General features: G+C 73.8%; 13 protein-coding genes and 1 pseudogene. 8 read left to right on the top strand and 6 right to left on the bottom strand.

Annotation, left to right across the window (positions count from 1 at the left end; all coding sequences use genetic code 11):
* Window positions 1–51 precede the first annotated feature (51 nt).
* A complete protein-coding gene (locus OG259_RS30680) occupies window positions 52–1,809 on the top strand; it encodes a glycoside hydrolase family 35 protein (RefSeq protein WP_328945203.1) in 1,758 nt (585 codons plus the stop codon).
* A gap of 132 nt (window positions 1,810–1,941) precedes the next feature.
* Here OG259_RS30680 and OG259_RS30675 read toward each other — a convergent pair whose 3' ends face one another.
* Window positions 1,942–2,709, bottom strand: a complete 768-nt coding sequence (locus tag OG259_RS30675) for a S1 family peptidase (RefSeq protein ID WP_328947222.1) — start codon at window positions 2,707–2,709, stop codon at window positions 1,942–1,944.
* A 170-nt stretch (window positions 2,710–2,879) separates the two neighbouring features.
* On the opposite strand from OG259_RS30675, the gene OG259_RS30670 reads away from it, so the two are divergent.
* Entirely contained in the window at window positions 2,880–3,764 is an 885-nt protein-coding gene (locus OG259_RS30670) for a hypothetical protein (RefSeq protein WP_328945202.1), read from the top strand.
* On the opposite strand, the gene OG259_RS30665 is transcribed toward OG259_RS30670, so the two are convergent.
* A complete protein-coding gene (locus tag OG259_RS30665) occupies window positions 3,761–4,222 on the bottom strand; it encodes a GNAT family N-acetyltransferase (protein ID WP_328945201.1) in 462 nt (153 codons plus the stop codon). The two genes, OG259_RS30670 and OG259_RS30665, sit on opposite strands and share 4 nt — an antisense overlap.
* A 104-nt stretch (window positions 4,223–4,326) precedes the next feature.
* Here OG259_RS30665 and OG259_RS30660 point away from each other — a divergent pair, with 104 nt between their 5' ends.
* Entirely contained in the window at window positions 4,327–5,877 is a 1,551-nt protein-coding gene (locus OG259_RS30660) for an ankyrin repeat domain-containing protein (protein WP_328945200.1), read from the top strand.
* 54 nt (window positions 5,878–5,931) lie between these two features.
* On the opposite strand, the gene OG259_RS30655 is transcribed toward OG259_RS30660, so the two are convergent.
* Both OG259_RS30655 and OG259_RS30650 read right to left on the bottom strand, forming a co-directional pair.
* Window positions 5,932–6,357 (bottom strand): ribonuclease domain-containing protein, encoded by a 426-nt coding sequence (locus OG259_RS30655; protein WP_328945199.1) that lies wholly within the window; start codon window positions 6,355–6,357, stop codon window positions 5,932–5,934.
* Between the two features lie 189 nt (window positions 6,358–6,546).
* Window positions 6,547–7,935 (bottom strand): MFS transporter, encoded by a 1,389-nt coding sequence (locus OG259_RS30650; protein WP_328945198.1) that lies wholly within the window; start codon window positions 7,933–7,935, stop codon window positions 6,547–6,549.
* Between the two features lie 116 nt (window positions 7,936–8,051).
* On the opposite strand from OG259_RS30650, the gene OG259_RS30645 reads away from it, so the two are divergent.
* A complete protein-coding gene (locus tag OG259_RS30645) occupies window positions 8,052–8,522 on the top strand; it encodes a MarR family winged helix-turn-helix transcriptional regulator (protein WP_328945197.1) in 471 nt (156 codons plus the stop codon).
* A 9-nt stretch (window positions 8,523–8,531) separates the two neighbouring features.
* On the opposite strand, the gene OG259_RS30640 is transcribed toward OG259_RS30645, so the two are convergent.
* On the bottom strand, window positions 8,532–9,407 hold the full coding sequence (locus tag OG259_RS30640; protein ID WP_328945196.1) for an SDR family oxidoreductase: 876 nt from the start codon (window positions 9,405–9,407) through the stop codon (window positions 8,532–8,534).
* 133 nt (window positions 9,408–9,540) lie between these two features.
* Window positions 9,541–10,293: pseudogene (locus OG259_RS30635) on the bottom strand (SDR family oxidoreductase); the annotation flags it as partial.
* Window positions 10,294–10,360: 67 nt separating this feature from the next.
* Here OG259_RS30635 and OG259_RS30630 point away from each other — a divergent pair.
* The 4 genes from OG259_RS30630 to OG259_RS30615 are packed head-to-tail and all read left to right on the top strand — an operon-like array spanning window position 10,361 to window position 13,756.
* On the top strand, window positions 10,361–11,110 hold the full coding sequence (locus OG259_RS30630) for an enoyl-CoA hydratase family protein (RefSeq protein WP_328945194.1): 750 nt from the start codon (window positions 10,361–10,363) through the stop codon (window positions 11,108–11,110).
* Window positions 11,107–11,973, top strand: a complete 867-nt coding sequence (locus tag OG259_RS30625; protein WP_328945193.1) for a CoA transferase subunit A — start codon at window positions 11,107–11,109, stop codon at window positions 11,971–11,973. The genes OG259_RS30630 and OG259_RS30625 overlap by 4 nt, the downstream gene beginning before the upstream one ends.
* Complete coding sequence (locus OG259_RS30620) at window positions 11,970–12,707, top strand: CoA-transferase subunit beta (RefSeq protein WP_328945192.1); 738 nt, start codon at window positions 11,970–11,972, stop codon at window positions 12,705–12,707. The genes OG259_RS30625 and OG259_RS30620 overlap by 4 nt, the downstream gene beginning before the upstream one ends.
* Window positions 12,704–13,756, top strand: coding sequence for an NAD(P)H-dependent flavin oxidoreductase (locus tag OG259_RS30615; protein ID WP_328945191.1), 1,053 nt, complete (start codon window positions 12,704–12,706; stop codon window positions 13,754–13,756). Before OG259_RS30620 ends, OG259_RS30615 begins: the two co-directional genes overlap by 4 nt.
* Window positions 13,757–13,764: the final 8 nt, after the last annotated feature.

Below are 13,764 nucleotides of genomic sequence, written 5' to 3'. Positions count from 1 at the left end.
GACGATCTTTGTCCATGGACCGGTTCGCCGCCAGAGGGCGAGGGTGAGGCCATGAGCACGTTCGCTGTGGGTGACGAGGACTTTCTGCTCGACGGGCGGCCGGTGCGGCTCCTGTCGGGGGCGCTGCACTACTTCCGGGTGCACGAGGAGCAGTGGGAGCACCGGCTCGGGATGCTGCGCGCGATGGGTCTCAACTGTGTCGAGACGTACGTCCCCTGGAATCTGCACGAGCCGGAGCCGGGGAGGTACGCGGACGCGGACGCCCTCGGCCGGTTCCTGGACGCGGTGGCGCGGGCCGGGATGTGGGCGATCGTGCGCCCGGGGCCGTACATCTGCGCCGAGTGGGAGAACGGCGGCCTGCCGCACTGGCTGACCGGTCCGCTCGGGCGGCGGGTGCGGACCCTCGACCCGGAGTTCCTGGCGCCGGTGGAGGACTGGTTCCGCCGGCTGCTGCCGCAGGTGGTGGAGCGGCAGATCGACCGGGGCGGGCCGGTGGTCCTGGTGCAGGTGGAGAACGAGTACGGGAGTTACGGCAGCGACGGCGCCTATCTGGCGTGGCTGGCGGAGCTGTTGCGCGGCTGCGGGGTGAGTGTTCCGCTGTTCACGTCGGACGGTCCCGAGGACCACATGCTGACGGGTGGTTCGGTGCCGGGGGTGCTCGCCACGGCGAACTTCGGCTCGGGGGCGCGGGAGGGTTTCGCGACGCTGCGGCGCCACCAGCCGTCGGGGCCGCTGATGTGCATGGAGTTCTGGTGCGGTTGGTTCGACCACTGGGGCACGGAGCACGCGGTGCGGGACGCGGCGGACGCGGCGGAGGCGCTGCGGGAGATCCTGGAGTGCGGGGCCTCGGTCAACATCTACATGGCGCACGGGGGCACGAACTTCGGGGGCTGGGCGGGCGCGAACCGGGCCGGTGAGCTGCACGACGGGCCGGTGCGGGCGACGGTGACCTCGTACGACTACGACGCGCCGGTGGACGAGGCGGGGCGGCCGACGGAGAAGTTCCGGCGCTTCCGCGAGGTGCTCGCGAAGTACGCGGAGGGGCCGCTGCCAGAGGTCCCGGAGCCCCCGACCGGGCTCGCGGGCCCGGTTTCGGGCACCCTCGACGGGTGGGCTCCGCTGGAGACGGTGCTGGAGGTGCTCGGCGACGAGGAGGCGGCGACGCCGGTGCCGCCGACCTTCGAGCAGCTCGGTGTGGACCGGGGTCTGGTCCGCTACCGGGTGGCGGTGCCGGGTCCGCGGCAGCCGTATCCGCTGGGGGTGACGGGGCTGCGGGACCGGGCGGTGGTGTACGTCGACGGGGCCCCTGCGGGGGTGCTCGACACCATGGACGGGGAGAGCGTGTCCCTGCCCGGGTCGGTGGCGGGTCCGGCCGTGGTGGACCTGTGGGTCGAGTCGCTCGGCCGGGTCAACTACGGGCCTCGGCAGGCGGAGCCGAAGGGGATCGCGGGCGGTGTGCGGCACGAGCGGCAGTATCTGCACGGGTTCCGGTCCCGGGCGCTGCGCCTGGACGCCTTCGAGGTGGCGGCGGTGGCCGAGGTGCCGTTCGGCGCCGGGCGCGGGGGCCGGGGGCTCCACCGGGGGACGCTCGACGTGTCGGGTGCCGGGGACGCGATGCTGCGGCTGCCGGGCGCGACCCGGGGCTTCGTGTGGGTGAACGGCTTCTGCCTGGGCCGGTACTGGCCGGCGGCCGGCCCGCAGGACGCCCTGTTCGTGCCGGGTCCGGTGCTCCGGGAGGGTGCGAACGAGGTGTGGGTCCTTGAGCTGGAGGGGGACGGGGAGATGGGCGTCGAGCTCGGCGTCCTCTGACTCCTCGGACGGATGACTCCTCGGACGGAACGAACGGAACGAACGGAACGAACGGAACAAGGGGATCGAGCACGGGAAGGTGCCCCGGAGCCGAGGCCGCTCCGGGGCACCCGTACGCGAGATCCGTGACGGCTACAGCGTGGCCGCGGCGGACTTGATCGCGGAGGCGAAGGTCGAGACCTCCGTGTAGACGCCCGGGTAGCCGGCGCGGGCGCAGCCCTCGCCCCAGCTCACGATGCCGACCTGGACCCAGGCACCCGCGTTGTCCTTGCGGAACATCGGGCCGCCGGAGTCGCCCTGGCAGGTGTCGACCCCGCCCTGGCTGTAGCCGGCGCAGATCTCCTCCGCCGGGACGAGGTCGCTGCCGTACGAGCTCTGGCAGGACGCGTCCGAGACGAACGGGACGGTCGCCTTGCGCAGGTAGCGCTGCTGGCCGCCGCCCTCGGTGGCGGCGCCCCAGCCGGCCACGGTGAACGTGCCGCTGTTGTACGCCGTGGTCTCGGCGATCTTCAGGTTGGGCAGGGAGGTGATCGGGCTGGCGAGCTTGATCAGCGCCCAGTCCTTGCCCTTGCCGTTGTAGCCGGGGGCCTGGAGGACCTTGGTGGACTTGACCTTGATCGCGCTGCCGCTCTGCAGGTCCACGACTCCGGCGGTGGCGGTGATGCTGGTGTTGTTGCCGGAGCCGTTCACACAGTGGGCCGCGGTGAGGACGACCTGCGGGGTGATCAGCGAGCCGCCACAGCCCATGGAGAGCCGGACCATCCAGGGGAACTCGCCCTGGGCGGCTCGGGTGCCTCCGACGACGGGGGCGGGGGCGGCGGAGGCCGTGGTGGGCTGGAGGCTGACGGCCGCCAGGACGACGGCGCCGGCCGCGGCCAGCTTCTGGAGCGCACGGGCCATTCGGTTCTGCTTCACGTGTCTGCCTTCTCTCATGGGGGGTTGCCTCGACGGGTGATGACATGCGCCCGTCAAGTCATGTCGGGATTATCGACAACTCTCAACTGCCCCCACAAGGAAGCCTTTTCGGCCACGCCGCACCGGACCGTAAAATGAGCCGGAGGGGGTCCTGTATGCCGAACCGTCAGGAGGGCGACCGCGTCGCCCACGGCTTTCCGCACCGCGCCACCGTCGGGGCCTCGCTCACCGCGCTCTACCGGCGCCTCTCCCCCGACGGCGTACACCGCTACCCGGCGAGCGTGCCGCCCGCCGACGTGGCCCTCGGCGACGACGAGGACCTGCACCTCGGCACCCAGCGGGTCGCCCGCGCCCTCGTCCGGCACCTGCGGCTGCCCGAGGCGCGCATGGTGGTGAGCTTCCGGCCGATGGAGCACGCGGCGGCCGTGGACCTCGCGGCGGGGCCCGAGTACTTCGTGGAGCTCAACGACCGCTTCCGGACCCGCCGCCGGGACGTCGGCGCGGCCCTCGCCCACGAGATCACCCATGTCCTGCTGCACCGGCTCGGCCTCGGCTTCCCCGGCACCGCCGAGAACGAGATCCTCACCGACGTCGTGACCACGTACCTGGGCGCGGGCTGGCTGCTGCTCGACGCCTTCCGGCGGGACGGCGTGGAGAGCCAGAAGCTGGGCTACCTGACCCCGGAGGAGTTCGGTTACGTCCTGGCCAAACGGGCCGAGGTGTTCGGCGAGGACCCGTCACCGTGGTTCACCAGCGCGGTGGCGTACGAGGCATGGGTACGGGGCCGGGCCGAGGCCGACCGGGAACGGGCGGCGCCACCGCTCGCCGGGGCGGGCTGGGCCGAGCGCCGGCGGTACGGCTGGGAGCGGCGCCGGGGCCGGGCCGTCGAGGGCGCCCCGTACGCCTTCGACGGCGGCGCGCCCGCGACCGGCGTCTCGTTCCCCTGCCCGGTCTGCCGGCAGCGGCTGCGCGTCCCGGCGGGGCGGGCACTGCGGGCCCGGTGCGGGGTCTGCCGCACGGTGCTGGAGTGCGCGGGTTAGTCGTCCGCGGAGGGCTCCTCGACCAGGCTCTTGTGGAAGTGGACGTCCTCGGCGCCGCCCGGGATGCCGAGCACCCGGCCGGTCTCCACGTAGCCGTGCCGCCGGTAGAAGTCCGGGGCCTGGAAGGTGAAGGACGAGACGGTGGCGCGGTCGCAGCCGCGCCGCCGGGCCTCTTCCTCGGCCGCGCGCAGGAGCCGGCTCCCCCAGCCGTCCTTGCGGCTGTCCTCGCGGACCCACAGCATGTCGATCCCGAAGAGGCCGCTCCAGGTCCAGCCGGTGAGCCCGCCGATCAGCTCGCCGTTCTCGTCGACGGCCTTCACCGACAGCTCCCCCTGGTCCTCGGGGGTGGTGTTCGTGGCCGCGAAGTTGAACGCGTCGAGCCCCTGCTCCAGGAGCTTCGCGAGGGCGGCGTCGCCGTGGCCGACGCTGAGCGTCGCGTCGTCGTGATCGTGCGTCATGCGGTCCGATTCTGGCACGGGCGTACGAACGGGCCGCGCCTCCCCGGGCGGCGGGGACGGGAATCGATTTGCGCCAGGACCGGACGGCGGGTCAGGGTCGGCCCATGAGCACGCTGTTCGACGCCATCCGTGACGGGAACGAGAACGGGGCCGTACAGGCCCTGCGGGACGGGGCCGACCCCGAGGGCCGGGAGGACGGGGAGACCGCGCTGTACCGGGCGGCCGTCGGCAACGAGGCCGGAATCGTACGGGTGCTGCTGGCCGCCGGGGCCGACCCCGGCGGCTTCAGCGGCGAGGACGGCGATGAACTGCCGCTCTGCGGGGCGGCCGTCGGCGGGCACACCGAGGTGGTGCGGGCCCTGCTCGCGGCGGGCGCGGCGGCGGACCAGGAGGAGGAGTACGGCTTCACGGCCCTCGCCTGGGCCCTGCAGCTCGGGTACGCCGACACGGCACGGGCACTCCTCGAGTACGGGGCCGACCCCGACCGGCGGGGACCGGACGGGATCCTGCCGCTGGTGGCCGCCGCCCGGCGCGGCTCCACCGGCTGCGTACGGGCGCTGCTCGATCACGGGGCGAACTCCCGGGAGGCCGCGCTCCGGGAGGCGCGGCGCTGGATCGGCGCCGACATCGCGGCCGAGCTGCGGCGCGGGCTCGTCGCCGGGAACGAGGGCGGGCAGACGTACGAGGCGGTGGTCCGCCGGGTCCGGGAGGACGGCGGGATCACGGTCGTCGTCGAGCTGCTGCGGGAGAACGGCGCTCCGGGGCGCGGCAACGACCGCCAGACCGGGCACGCGGCGATCGCCACGCTCCTGGAGGCGGCGCTCGGACTGCACACCTCGCACGAGGAGCTGGCGGCACGGGCCCTGCGCTGCGGCGATCCGGAGCTCGACGACTGGACGACGGCGGTGGCCGAACTCGCGGGCCGGGCCGACGAGGAGACCTTCGTGGCGGCGGCCGCGTGGTGCGCGTACCGCGATCCGATGCGCCGGGCGCTGGGTGCGCGGGTGCTCGGCGCGCTGCCGGGCTTCGCGTCGAGCGCGGTTCCGGTGCTCCGGCGGCTCGCGGCGGAGGTGATGGCGGTGCCCGTGCCGGCGTGGGAGCCGGGGCCGTCGGCACGGCAGCAGGTGCCGTCGCCGCGGGAGCCGGGGCTTTCGGTGGTGTCGGCGCGCGAGCCGGTGCTGTCGGTGGTGTCCGCGCTGGGGGCGTGCGCCGATCCGGCCGCGGTACCCGAACTGCTCGCCGCGGCCGGGCATCCCGACGCGGTCGTACGGCGGGCGGTCGCGGGGGCCCTGGCCGGGATCGTGCCGACCGGGCACGTCGAGGCGCTCGGGGTGCTGCTCGCGCTGAGCCGGGACGGTGACGCGCGGGTGCGGGACTGGGCGACGCTGGCGCTCGCCGAACTGCCCGACGACACCCCTCTCGTACGGGAGGGGCTCGCCGAGCGGCTCGGCGACGCCGATCCGGAGACGGCGGCGGAGGCGGCGCGCGGGCTCGCGATCCGTCAGGACCCGCGCGCCGTCGACGCGCTGGCGTCGGTCCTCGCGGACGGCGATCCGGAGGGCGCGGCGCGGGAGACGGCGCTGGCCGCCCTGGAGTACGTCCACGACCCCCGGGTCAGGACCCGGCTGGAGTGGACGTTCCCGCGCCGCGGCTGACCGGACGCCCGCGGCTCAGCGGCCTTCGGGCGTGCCGGCCGTCTCCGGACGTGCTCAGCAGTCGTAGTCGATGAGGTCGAACGACGCGTAGTGGTCGGCGGTGTAGTAGTCCTCCGCCGTCGAGTCGCCGGTCACGATCCGGCGGGCGCCACGGGTGGAGGAGCCCGGGGTCTTGACCGTGTACTCGTGGTAGTAGCCGAGCGAGTGGGACGGCAGGACGCCCTCCCGGTTCTGGAAGACGGAACCGTCCTGGCGGTACGGGAAGGGGCCGCCCGCGTCGATCAGACGCAGGGTCGTGTACGCCTGGCTGGGGAGGTCCGAGTAGCAGATGTCCCCGACGGCCGCGGTCGCCGCGACGGAGGCCGTGACGGTGGCGGGCGCGGGGGCCGGCGCGGCGGTGGCCGGTGCGCCGAGGAGGAGGGAGGAGAGGAGGGCGGTGGCGACACCGCCGGCGAGGGTGAATCGAGGGGGGATTCGCATGACTGAGATCTTGACGCGCGTAGATCGGGGTCGGGAACCCCAACGCCCTTCAATTCGCCGGACGTTAACTCCTTGCCCGCGAACATGGGGATCCCGTGTGCACGGCGTCACCGGGATGTTTCCCGACCCGCGCGCAGCGCACCGCCGGAGCCCTTCCGGGCCCCGGCGTTCGTCACGGACGCGCGGGCTTCACCGGCCGCCCGCCGGGAGCCGCAGGCTCAGCAGGGCCGCCGCCCCGTAGGCGGCGAGGACCCATGGCATCGCCGCGCCGAGCGAGAGGTCCGCGAACCAGGCCGTGCCGATGGCCGCCGCGCCGAGGGCGCCGCCGAACTGCTGGGCCGTGGAGAAGACTCCGGACGCGCCGCCGGCCAGCTCGGCCGGGGTGGCCGACAGGACGATGCCGACGAGCGGGACGACGAGGAGCCCGAGTCCGGCGCCCGCGACGGCGAGGCCGGGGACCAGGGGCCAGGCGCCGGTGTGGGCGGGAGCAGCGGCCTCCATGGCGTACCAGACCCAGCCGTAGCCGCCCGCCATGAGGAGCGCGCCCGCGGTCGGGACGTACCGGCCGAGCTTGGCCGCGAGGGGTTCGGCGGCGGGTGCGGTGAGGAAGCCGCCGGCCGAGAAGGCGGCCATCAGGACGCCCGCCTGGGTCGGGGTGTAGCCCTGGCCGCCCTGCAGCCAGATCGCGAGGACCAGGAAGAAGCCCTGCATGCCGAAGGCGAAGAGGAGCTGGACGGCGAGGCCGTACGAGAAGGCGGGCACGGTGAACATCCGGCCCGGCAGCACCGAGCCGCGCGCCGCGAGCACGACCACCGCGAGGACTCCGGCGGCGAGGAGGCCCCAGCCCCGGAGCGGCCAGCCCCAGCTGCGGCCCTGGACGAGCGGCAGGACGACGGCGACGAGTCCGGCGGCGAGGACGAGGCTGCCGAGCAGCGGGGGCCGGGCGGCGGCGCGTTCGCGGGTGCCCGGGACGAGCACGACGGCGGCGGCCAGGGTGAGGAGGGAGACCGGCACGTTGACGAGGAAGACGCTGCGCCAGCCGAGTCCGAAGAGGTCGGCGTCGGTGAGGACGCCGCCGAGCAGCAGCCCGATCGCGGAGGCGAAGCCGGCCACCGCCCCGTACATCCCGAAGACCTTCCCCCGGTCCTTGCCGTGGAAGAGGCTGTGGAAGGAGCCGAGGACCTGGGGCATGAGGACGGCGGCGGTGACGCCCTGCACGGCGCGGGCGGCGATCAGCTGGCCGGGGCTCTGGGCGAGGCCGCAGGCGAGGCTCGCGAGGCCGAAGCCCGCGGTGCCGGCGAGGAAGAGGGCCTTGCGGCCGTAGCGGTCGCCCAGTCGCCCCGCGACGACGAGGGTGGCGGCGAAGCCGAGGAGGTAGGCCGAGACGGTCCACTGGAGGGCGCTCTCGGAGGCGCCGAGACCCTCGCCGAGGGAGGGCAGGGCGACGTTGACGATGGTGACGTCCACCAGGTCCATCAGGGCGGCGACCATCATGACGACGGCGGCGGCCCAGCGGCGCGGGTGGACGGGGTACGGGTCACCGGTGGCGGTGGTGTCGGTCGCGACGGTCGCGGACATCTCGGCCCCTCCTTTTATTTCGTTCGACCTAACGAAATAAAAAGTGGCATGGGTCCGCCCGTGATCGCAAGTCTTTCGTTCGGCCGAACTAAATGAATTTTGCTAGGCTGCGCCCCATGAGCGAGCAGGACACAGGACGACGCACCGAGGTGATCACCGCCCTCACCGCCGCCGGCCGGGACTCCAGCGCCGCCTCCGTCGCCTTCCACTCGGCGGTCGCCGCGCAGCAGGACCTGGGCGCCACCGAGACCAAGACGCTCGACCTGCTCCAGCGGCACGGCGCCCTCACCGCCAAGGAGCTGGCCGAGCACTCGGGCCTCGCCCCCGCCTCCGTCACCGGGCTCGTCGACCGCCTCGAACGCAAGGGCTTCGTCCGCAGGGTGAAGCACCCGACGGACAAGCGCCGGGTGCTGGTCGAGCCCCGCCCCGAGAAGCTCGCGGAGCTCGCTCCGCTCTTCGAGGACTGGTCGCGCGAAGTCCACGAGCTCTACGAGGAGTTCACGACCGAGGAGCTGGCGACGATCACCCGCTTCCTGACCGGGGCGACCGCACGCCAGCGGGCCGCGACCAAGCGCCTCACGGAGTGACGGGCCCCGTCAGGCCCCGTACACCGGGTGCGGCGGCTCCGCCTCCGCGAGGAGGCGCCGGGCCGTCTCCCCCGCCTCCGCCGGAGTGCGGCGCGTGCCCTTGTCCGCCGTCGGGCCGGGCCGCCAGCCCTCCATCACGGTGAGGCGGCCGCCCTCGGCCTCGAAGACCCTGCCGGTCACGCCCTCCGACGCGGCCGAACCCAGCCACACCACCAGCGGTGACACGTCCTCGGGCAGGGCTTCCAGACCGTCGAAGACCTGCTCGGTCATCCGGGTCCTGGCGGCCGGGGCGATCGCGTTGACCTGCACGCCGTACCGGGCCAGCTCCGCCGCCGCGACGAGCGTGAGGCCGACGATCGCGGCCTTGGCCGCCGCGTAGTTGCCCTGCCCGACGCTGCCGAGGAGCCCGGCGCCCGAGGTGGTGTGGACGACCCGCGCCACCGGCGTACGCCCCGCCTTGGCCTCGGCCCGCCAGTACGCGCCCGCGTGCCGCAGCGGCAGGAAGTGGCCCTTGCCGTGGACCCGCATGACCGCGTCCCAGTCCTCCTCGTCGAGGTTGACGAGCATCCGGTCGCGGAGGAAGCCCGCGTTGCTGACGAGGGTGTCGAGCCGTCCGTACGTGTCCAGGGCGGTCGCGACGAGGGAGGCGGCGCCCTCGGTGGTCGCGATGTCGCCGCCGTGGGCGACGGCCTCGCCGCCCGCCGCCCTGATCTCCTCGACGACCGCCGCCGCCGGGCTGTCCGGCCCCGGGCGCCCGTCGAGACCGACCCCGAGGTCGTTGACGACGACCCGGGCGCCCTCGGCGGCGAACGCGAGCGCGTGCGCCCGGCCGAGTCCGCGACCCGCTCCCGTCACGATCACCACTCGCTCGTCACACAGACCCATCTCGACTCTCCTTGCTGGCGGTTGCGACGTCGACGGTCGCGGCGTTTGAGGTCGCGGCGTGGACGGTCGCGGCGTTTGGGGTAGCGGCATGGACGGTCGCGACATCGACGGTCGCGGCGTTTGGGGTAGCGGCGTTCACGGTCGCGGCATCCAGGAAGGCGGGGCGCTCCCCGCCGCCGTGCACGAGGAGCGAGGCCCCCGAGATGTAGGCCGCCCGGTCGGAGGCGAGGAAGACGGCCGCCTCGCCGATCTCGTCCGGCGCGGCGAGCCGGCCCAGCGGTACGGTCCGGCCGACCGCGGCGATCCCGGCCTCGTCGCCGTAGTGGAGGTGGGACAGTTCGGTCTCCACCATGCCGAGGACCAGGGTGTTGACCCGTACGTCGGGGGCCCATTCGACGGCCATCGAGCGGGCGAGGTTCTCCAGGCCCGCCTTGGCCGCGCCGTAGGCGGCCGTACCCGGGGAGGGCCGGGTGCCGCTGACGCTGCCGATCATGACGACCGCGCCGCGCGAGGCCCGGAGGAGCGGGTGGGCGGCGAGGCTGACGGCGAGCGGGGCGGTGAGGTTGAGCTCGACCACGCGCGCGTGCCGTGCGGCCTCGCCCTCGCCGAGGAGGCGGTACGGCGTGCCGCCCGCGTTGTTGACGAGGGCGTCGAGCCGTCCGTACCGCTCGGCGAGGTCGGTGAAGAACTCCCGTACGGCGACGGGCTCCCGCAGGTCGAGGGGGTGGAACTCGGCGGTGCGGCCCGCCGCTTCGACCGGTGCGTCCGGGGGTCTGCGGGCGCAGACGGCGACCCGGGCGCCGGCCCGCAGAAAGGCGCGTGCGATGCCCGCACCGACTCCGCGGGTTCCGCCGGTGACGAGCACGACCCTCCCGTCCAGCTCCATCGGCTGCTACCTTCCTCCTCAAGAGGTTACCTAACAAACGTTTGGTGGAAAGGTAGCTGATCCACTCATGGGTGTCTGCACCTCGCGTCCCACTCCGGGCGTGGCCCTGGTCACCGTCGACTTCCCGCCCGTCAACGCCCTGCCCGTCAAGGGCTGGTACGCGCTCGCCGACGCCGTCCGCACGGCGGGCCGCGACCCCGAGGTCCGCTGTGTCGTCCTCGCCGCCGAGGGCCGCGGCTTCAACGCGGGCGTCGACATCAAGGAGTTGCAGCGCGACCCCGGGCACACCTCCCTGATCGGCGCCAACAGCGGCTGCGCCGAGGCCTTCGCCGCCGTGTACGAGTGCGAGGTGCCGGTCGTCGCCGCCGTCGCCGGCCACTGCCTGGGCGGCGGCATCGGGCTCGTCGGCAACGCCGACGCGATCGTCGCCGCCGAGGACGCCGTCTTCGGACTGCCCGAGCTGGACCGGGGCGCGCTCGGCGCCGCCACCCATCTGGCCCGGCTCGTGCCCCAGCACCTGATGCGGGCCCTCTACTACACCTCGCGGACCGCGACCGCCGCCGAACTGCACGCCCACGGCTCGGTGTGGAAGGTCGTCCCGCGCCCCGGGCTGCTCGACGCGGCGCTCGAACTGGCCGGGGAGATCGCCGCCAAGGACGGCAGCCTGCTCCGGCTCGCCAAGGCCGCTCTCAACGGCATCGACCCCGTGGACGTCCGGCGCAGCTACCGCTTCGAGCAGGGCTTCACCTTCGAGGCCAATCTCAGCGGGGTCGCCGACCGCGTCCGCGACACCTTCGGGAAGGAGAACTCCCCGTGACCCAGAGGACAGAGAAGTCGGACAAGGTACTGACCCCCGAGGACGTCGTGGCCCGGCTGCGCTCCGGCATGACGATCGGGATCGGCGGCTGGGGGTCCCGGCGCAAGCCGATGGCCCTGGTCAGAGCGCTGCTCCGGTCCGAGATCAGCGATCTCACGGTGATCTCCTACGGTGGCCCGGACGTCGGCCTGCTCGCCGCCGCCGGCCGGATCAGGCGACTCGTCGCGCCCTTCGTGACGCTGGACTCCGTCCCTCTCGAACCGCACTTCCGGGCGGCCCGCGAGCGCGGTGCCTTCGAGCTCACCGAGCTCGACGAGGCGATGTTCATGTGGGGGCTGCACGCCGCCGCCAACCGGCTGCCCTTCCTGCCGGTACGGGCCGGTCTCGGCTCCGACGTGATGCGGGTCAACCCGGGCCTGCGGACCGTCACCTCCCCGTACGAGGACGGCGAGGAGTTCGTCGCCGTGCCCGCGCTGCGCATGGACGCCGCCCTCGTCCACGTCAACCGCGCCGACCGGCGCGGCAACGGCCAGTACCTCGGCCCCGACCCGTACTTCGACGACCTGTTCTGCGAGGCCGCCGACACGGCGTACGTCTCCTGCGAGCGGCTGGTGGAGTCCTTCGGGCCGGACACCGTGCCCCAGACCCTCCTCGTCAGCCGCCACAGCGTCACCGGCGTCGTCGAGACCCCGAACGGGGCCCACTTCACGTCCTGCGTCCCCGACCACGACCGCGACGAGCCCTTCCAGAAGCTCTACGCGACCATCCCCTGGCCCGAGTTCGCCGAGCGCTTCCTCTCGGGCAAGAGCGAGGACGACTACCAGGCGGCCGTCCAGGCCTGGCACAAGGAGCAGCGGAAGTGACGACGGACGCGACGACGGCAGTGACCAGCCGGGCCGAGTACTGCGTGATCGCCTGCGCCGAGGCCTGGCGCGACAACGGCGAGGTGCTCGCCAGCCCCATGGGCCTGATCCCCGGCTTCGGCGCCCGCCTCGCCAGACGCACCTTCTCCCCCGACCTCCTCCTCACCGACGGCGAGGCCCTGCTCGTCGGACTCGACGGGGATCCCGAGGGCTGGCTGCCGTACCGCCGACACCTCGCCATGGTCACCGGCGGCAAGCGGCACGTGATGATGGGCGCCAGCCAGATCGACCGGTACGGCAACCAGAACATCTCCTGCATCGGCGACTGGGAGCGGCCCACCCGGCAGCTCCTCGGCGTGCGCGGGGCGCCCGTCAACACCCTCAACAACCCGGTCAGTTACTGGGTCCCCAAGCACTCGCCCCGGGTATTCGTCGAGCGGGTCGACATGATCAGCGGAGTCGGTTACGACCACGCCGTCGGCCCCTACCACCGTCTCCCCCGGGTGGTGACGGACCTCGCCGTCCTCGACTTCGAGACGCCCGGCCACGCGATGCGGCTCGCGTCCGTGCACCCGGGCGTGAGCGTCGACGAGGTCCGGGCGGCCACCGGCTTCGACCTGGTGATCGGCGACGACGTGCCCTGCACCCGGGAACCCACCGCCGACGAACTCCGGCTGATCCGCGAGGTCATCGACCCGCGCGGGCTGCGGGACCGCGAGGTCGCGCCCCGATGAGGACCCCGCTCACCGAGCTGACCGGGGTCCGCCACCCGATCGTGCAGACCGGCATGGGCTGGGTCGCCGGGCCCCGGCTGGTCTCCGCCACCGCGAACGCGGGCGCGCTCGGCGTCCTCGCCTCGGCCACGATGACCGTGGACGAGCTGCGCGCCGCCGTCCGCGAGGTGAGGTCCCGCACCGACCGGCCCTTCGGGGTGAACCTGCGCGCCGACGCGGGCGACGCCCGCGAACGGGTCCGGATCATCGTCGACGAGGGCGTACGGGTCGCCTCCTTCGCCCTCGCCCCCTCCCGCGACCTGATCGCCGAGCTCAAGGACGCGGGGGTCGTCGTGATCCCCTCCGTCGGCGCCCGGCGGCACGCCGAGAAGGTCGCCGGCTGGGGCGCGGACGCGGTGCTCGTCCAGGGCGGCGAGGGCGGCGGCCACACCGGCGAGGTCGCGACGAGCGTCCTGCTGCCGCAGGTGGTGGACGCCGTGGACATCCCGGTGATCGCGGCGGGCGGCTTCCACGACGGACGGGGCCTGGTCGCCGCCCTCGCCCACGGGGCCGCGGGCATCGCCATGGGCACCCGCTTCCTGCTGACCTCCGACTCGACCGTGCCGGACGCGGTGAAGGCCCGCTATCTGGCCGCCACGGTCAAGGACGTCACCGTCACCACCGCCGTCGACGGGCTGCCGCACCGGATGCTCCGTACGGACCTCGTCGCGTCCCTGGAGCACGCCGGGCGGGTACGGTCCCTGGCCCGGGCCCTGCGCCGGGCGGCCGGATTCCGCAGGATCTCCGGGCTCTCGTGGCCCGCGATGATCCGCGACGGCCTGGCCATGCGCCACGGCAAGGACCTCTCCTGGAGCCAGGTCCTGCTCGCCGCGAACACCCCGATGCTGCTGCGGGCGTCCATGGTCGAGGGCCGCACCGACCTCGGGATCATGGCCGCCGGGCAGGTCGCGGGAGTGATCGAGGACCTTCCCAGCTGCCAGGAACTCGTCGATCGGATCATGGCGGAGGCCGCGCAGGCCCTCCGCGCGCTCCCGCACCCCGAGGAGTGACCCACAAG

This window comes from Streptomyces sp. NBC_00250, assembly GCF_036192275.1.
Classification (GTDB): Bacteria; Actinomycetota; Actinomycetes; order Streptomycetales; family Streptomycetaceae; genus Streptomyces.
Note: the sequence above shows the minus strand (reverse complement) of the source record. Positions and strands in the feature narration are given on the sequence as shown.

Coding starts and splice junctions, on each gene's coding strand:
- OG259_RS30660 (WP_328945200.1), top strand. CDS start 4,327: ATGAGCACGCTGTTCGACGCCATCCGTGACGGGAACGAGAACGGGGCC.
- OG259_RS30655 (WP_328945199.1), bottom strand. CDS start 6,357: ATGCGAATCCCCCCTCGATTCACCCTCGCCGGCGGTGTCGCCACCGCC.
- OG259_RS30650 (WP_328945198.1), bottom strand. CDS start 7,935: ATGTCCGCGACCGTCGCGACCGACACCACCGCCACCGGTGACCCGTAC.
- OG259_RS30670 (WP_328945202.1), top strand. CDS start 2,880: ATGCCGAACCGTCAGGAGGGCGACCGCGTCGCCCACGGCTTTCCGCAC.
- OG259_RS30640 (WP_328945196.1), bottom strand. CDS start 9,407: ATGGGTCTGTGTGACGAGCGAGTGGTGATCGTGACGGGAGCGGGTCGC.
- OG259_RS30675 (WP_328947222.1), bottom strand. CDS start 2,709: ATGGCCCGTGCGCTCCAGAAGCTGGCCGCGGCCGGCGCCGTCGTCCTG.
- OG259_RS30615 (WP_328945191.1), top strand. CDS start 12,704: ATGAGGACCCCGCTCACCGAGCTGACCGGGGTCCGCCACCCGATCGTG.
- OG259_RS30680 (WP_328945203.1), top strand. CDS start 52: ATGAGCACGTTCGCTGTGGGTGACGAGGACTTTCTGCTCGACGGGCGG.
- OG259_RS30645 (WP_328945197.1), top strand. CDS start 8,052: ATGAGCGAGCAGGACACAGGACGACGCACCGAGGTGATCACCGCCCTC.
- OG259_RS30630 (WP_328945194.1), top strand. CDS start 10,361: ATGGGTGTCTGCACCTCGCGTCCCACTCCGGGCGTGGCCCTGGTCACC.
- OG259_RS30665 (WP_328945201.1), bottom strand. CDS start 4,222: ATGACGCACGATCACGACGACGCGACGCTCAGCGTCGGCCACGGCGAC.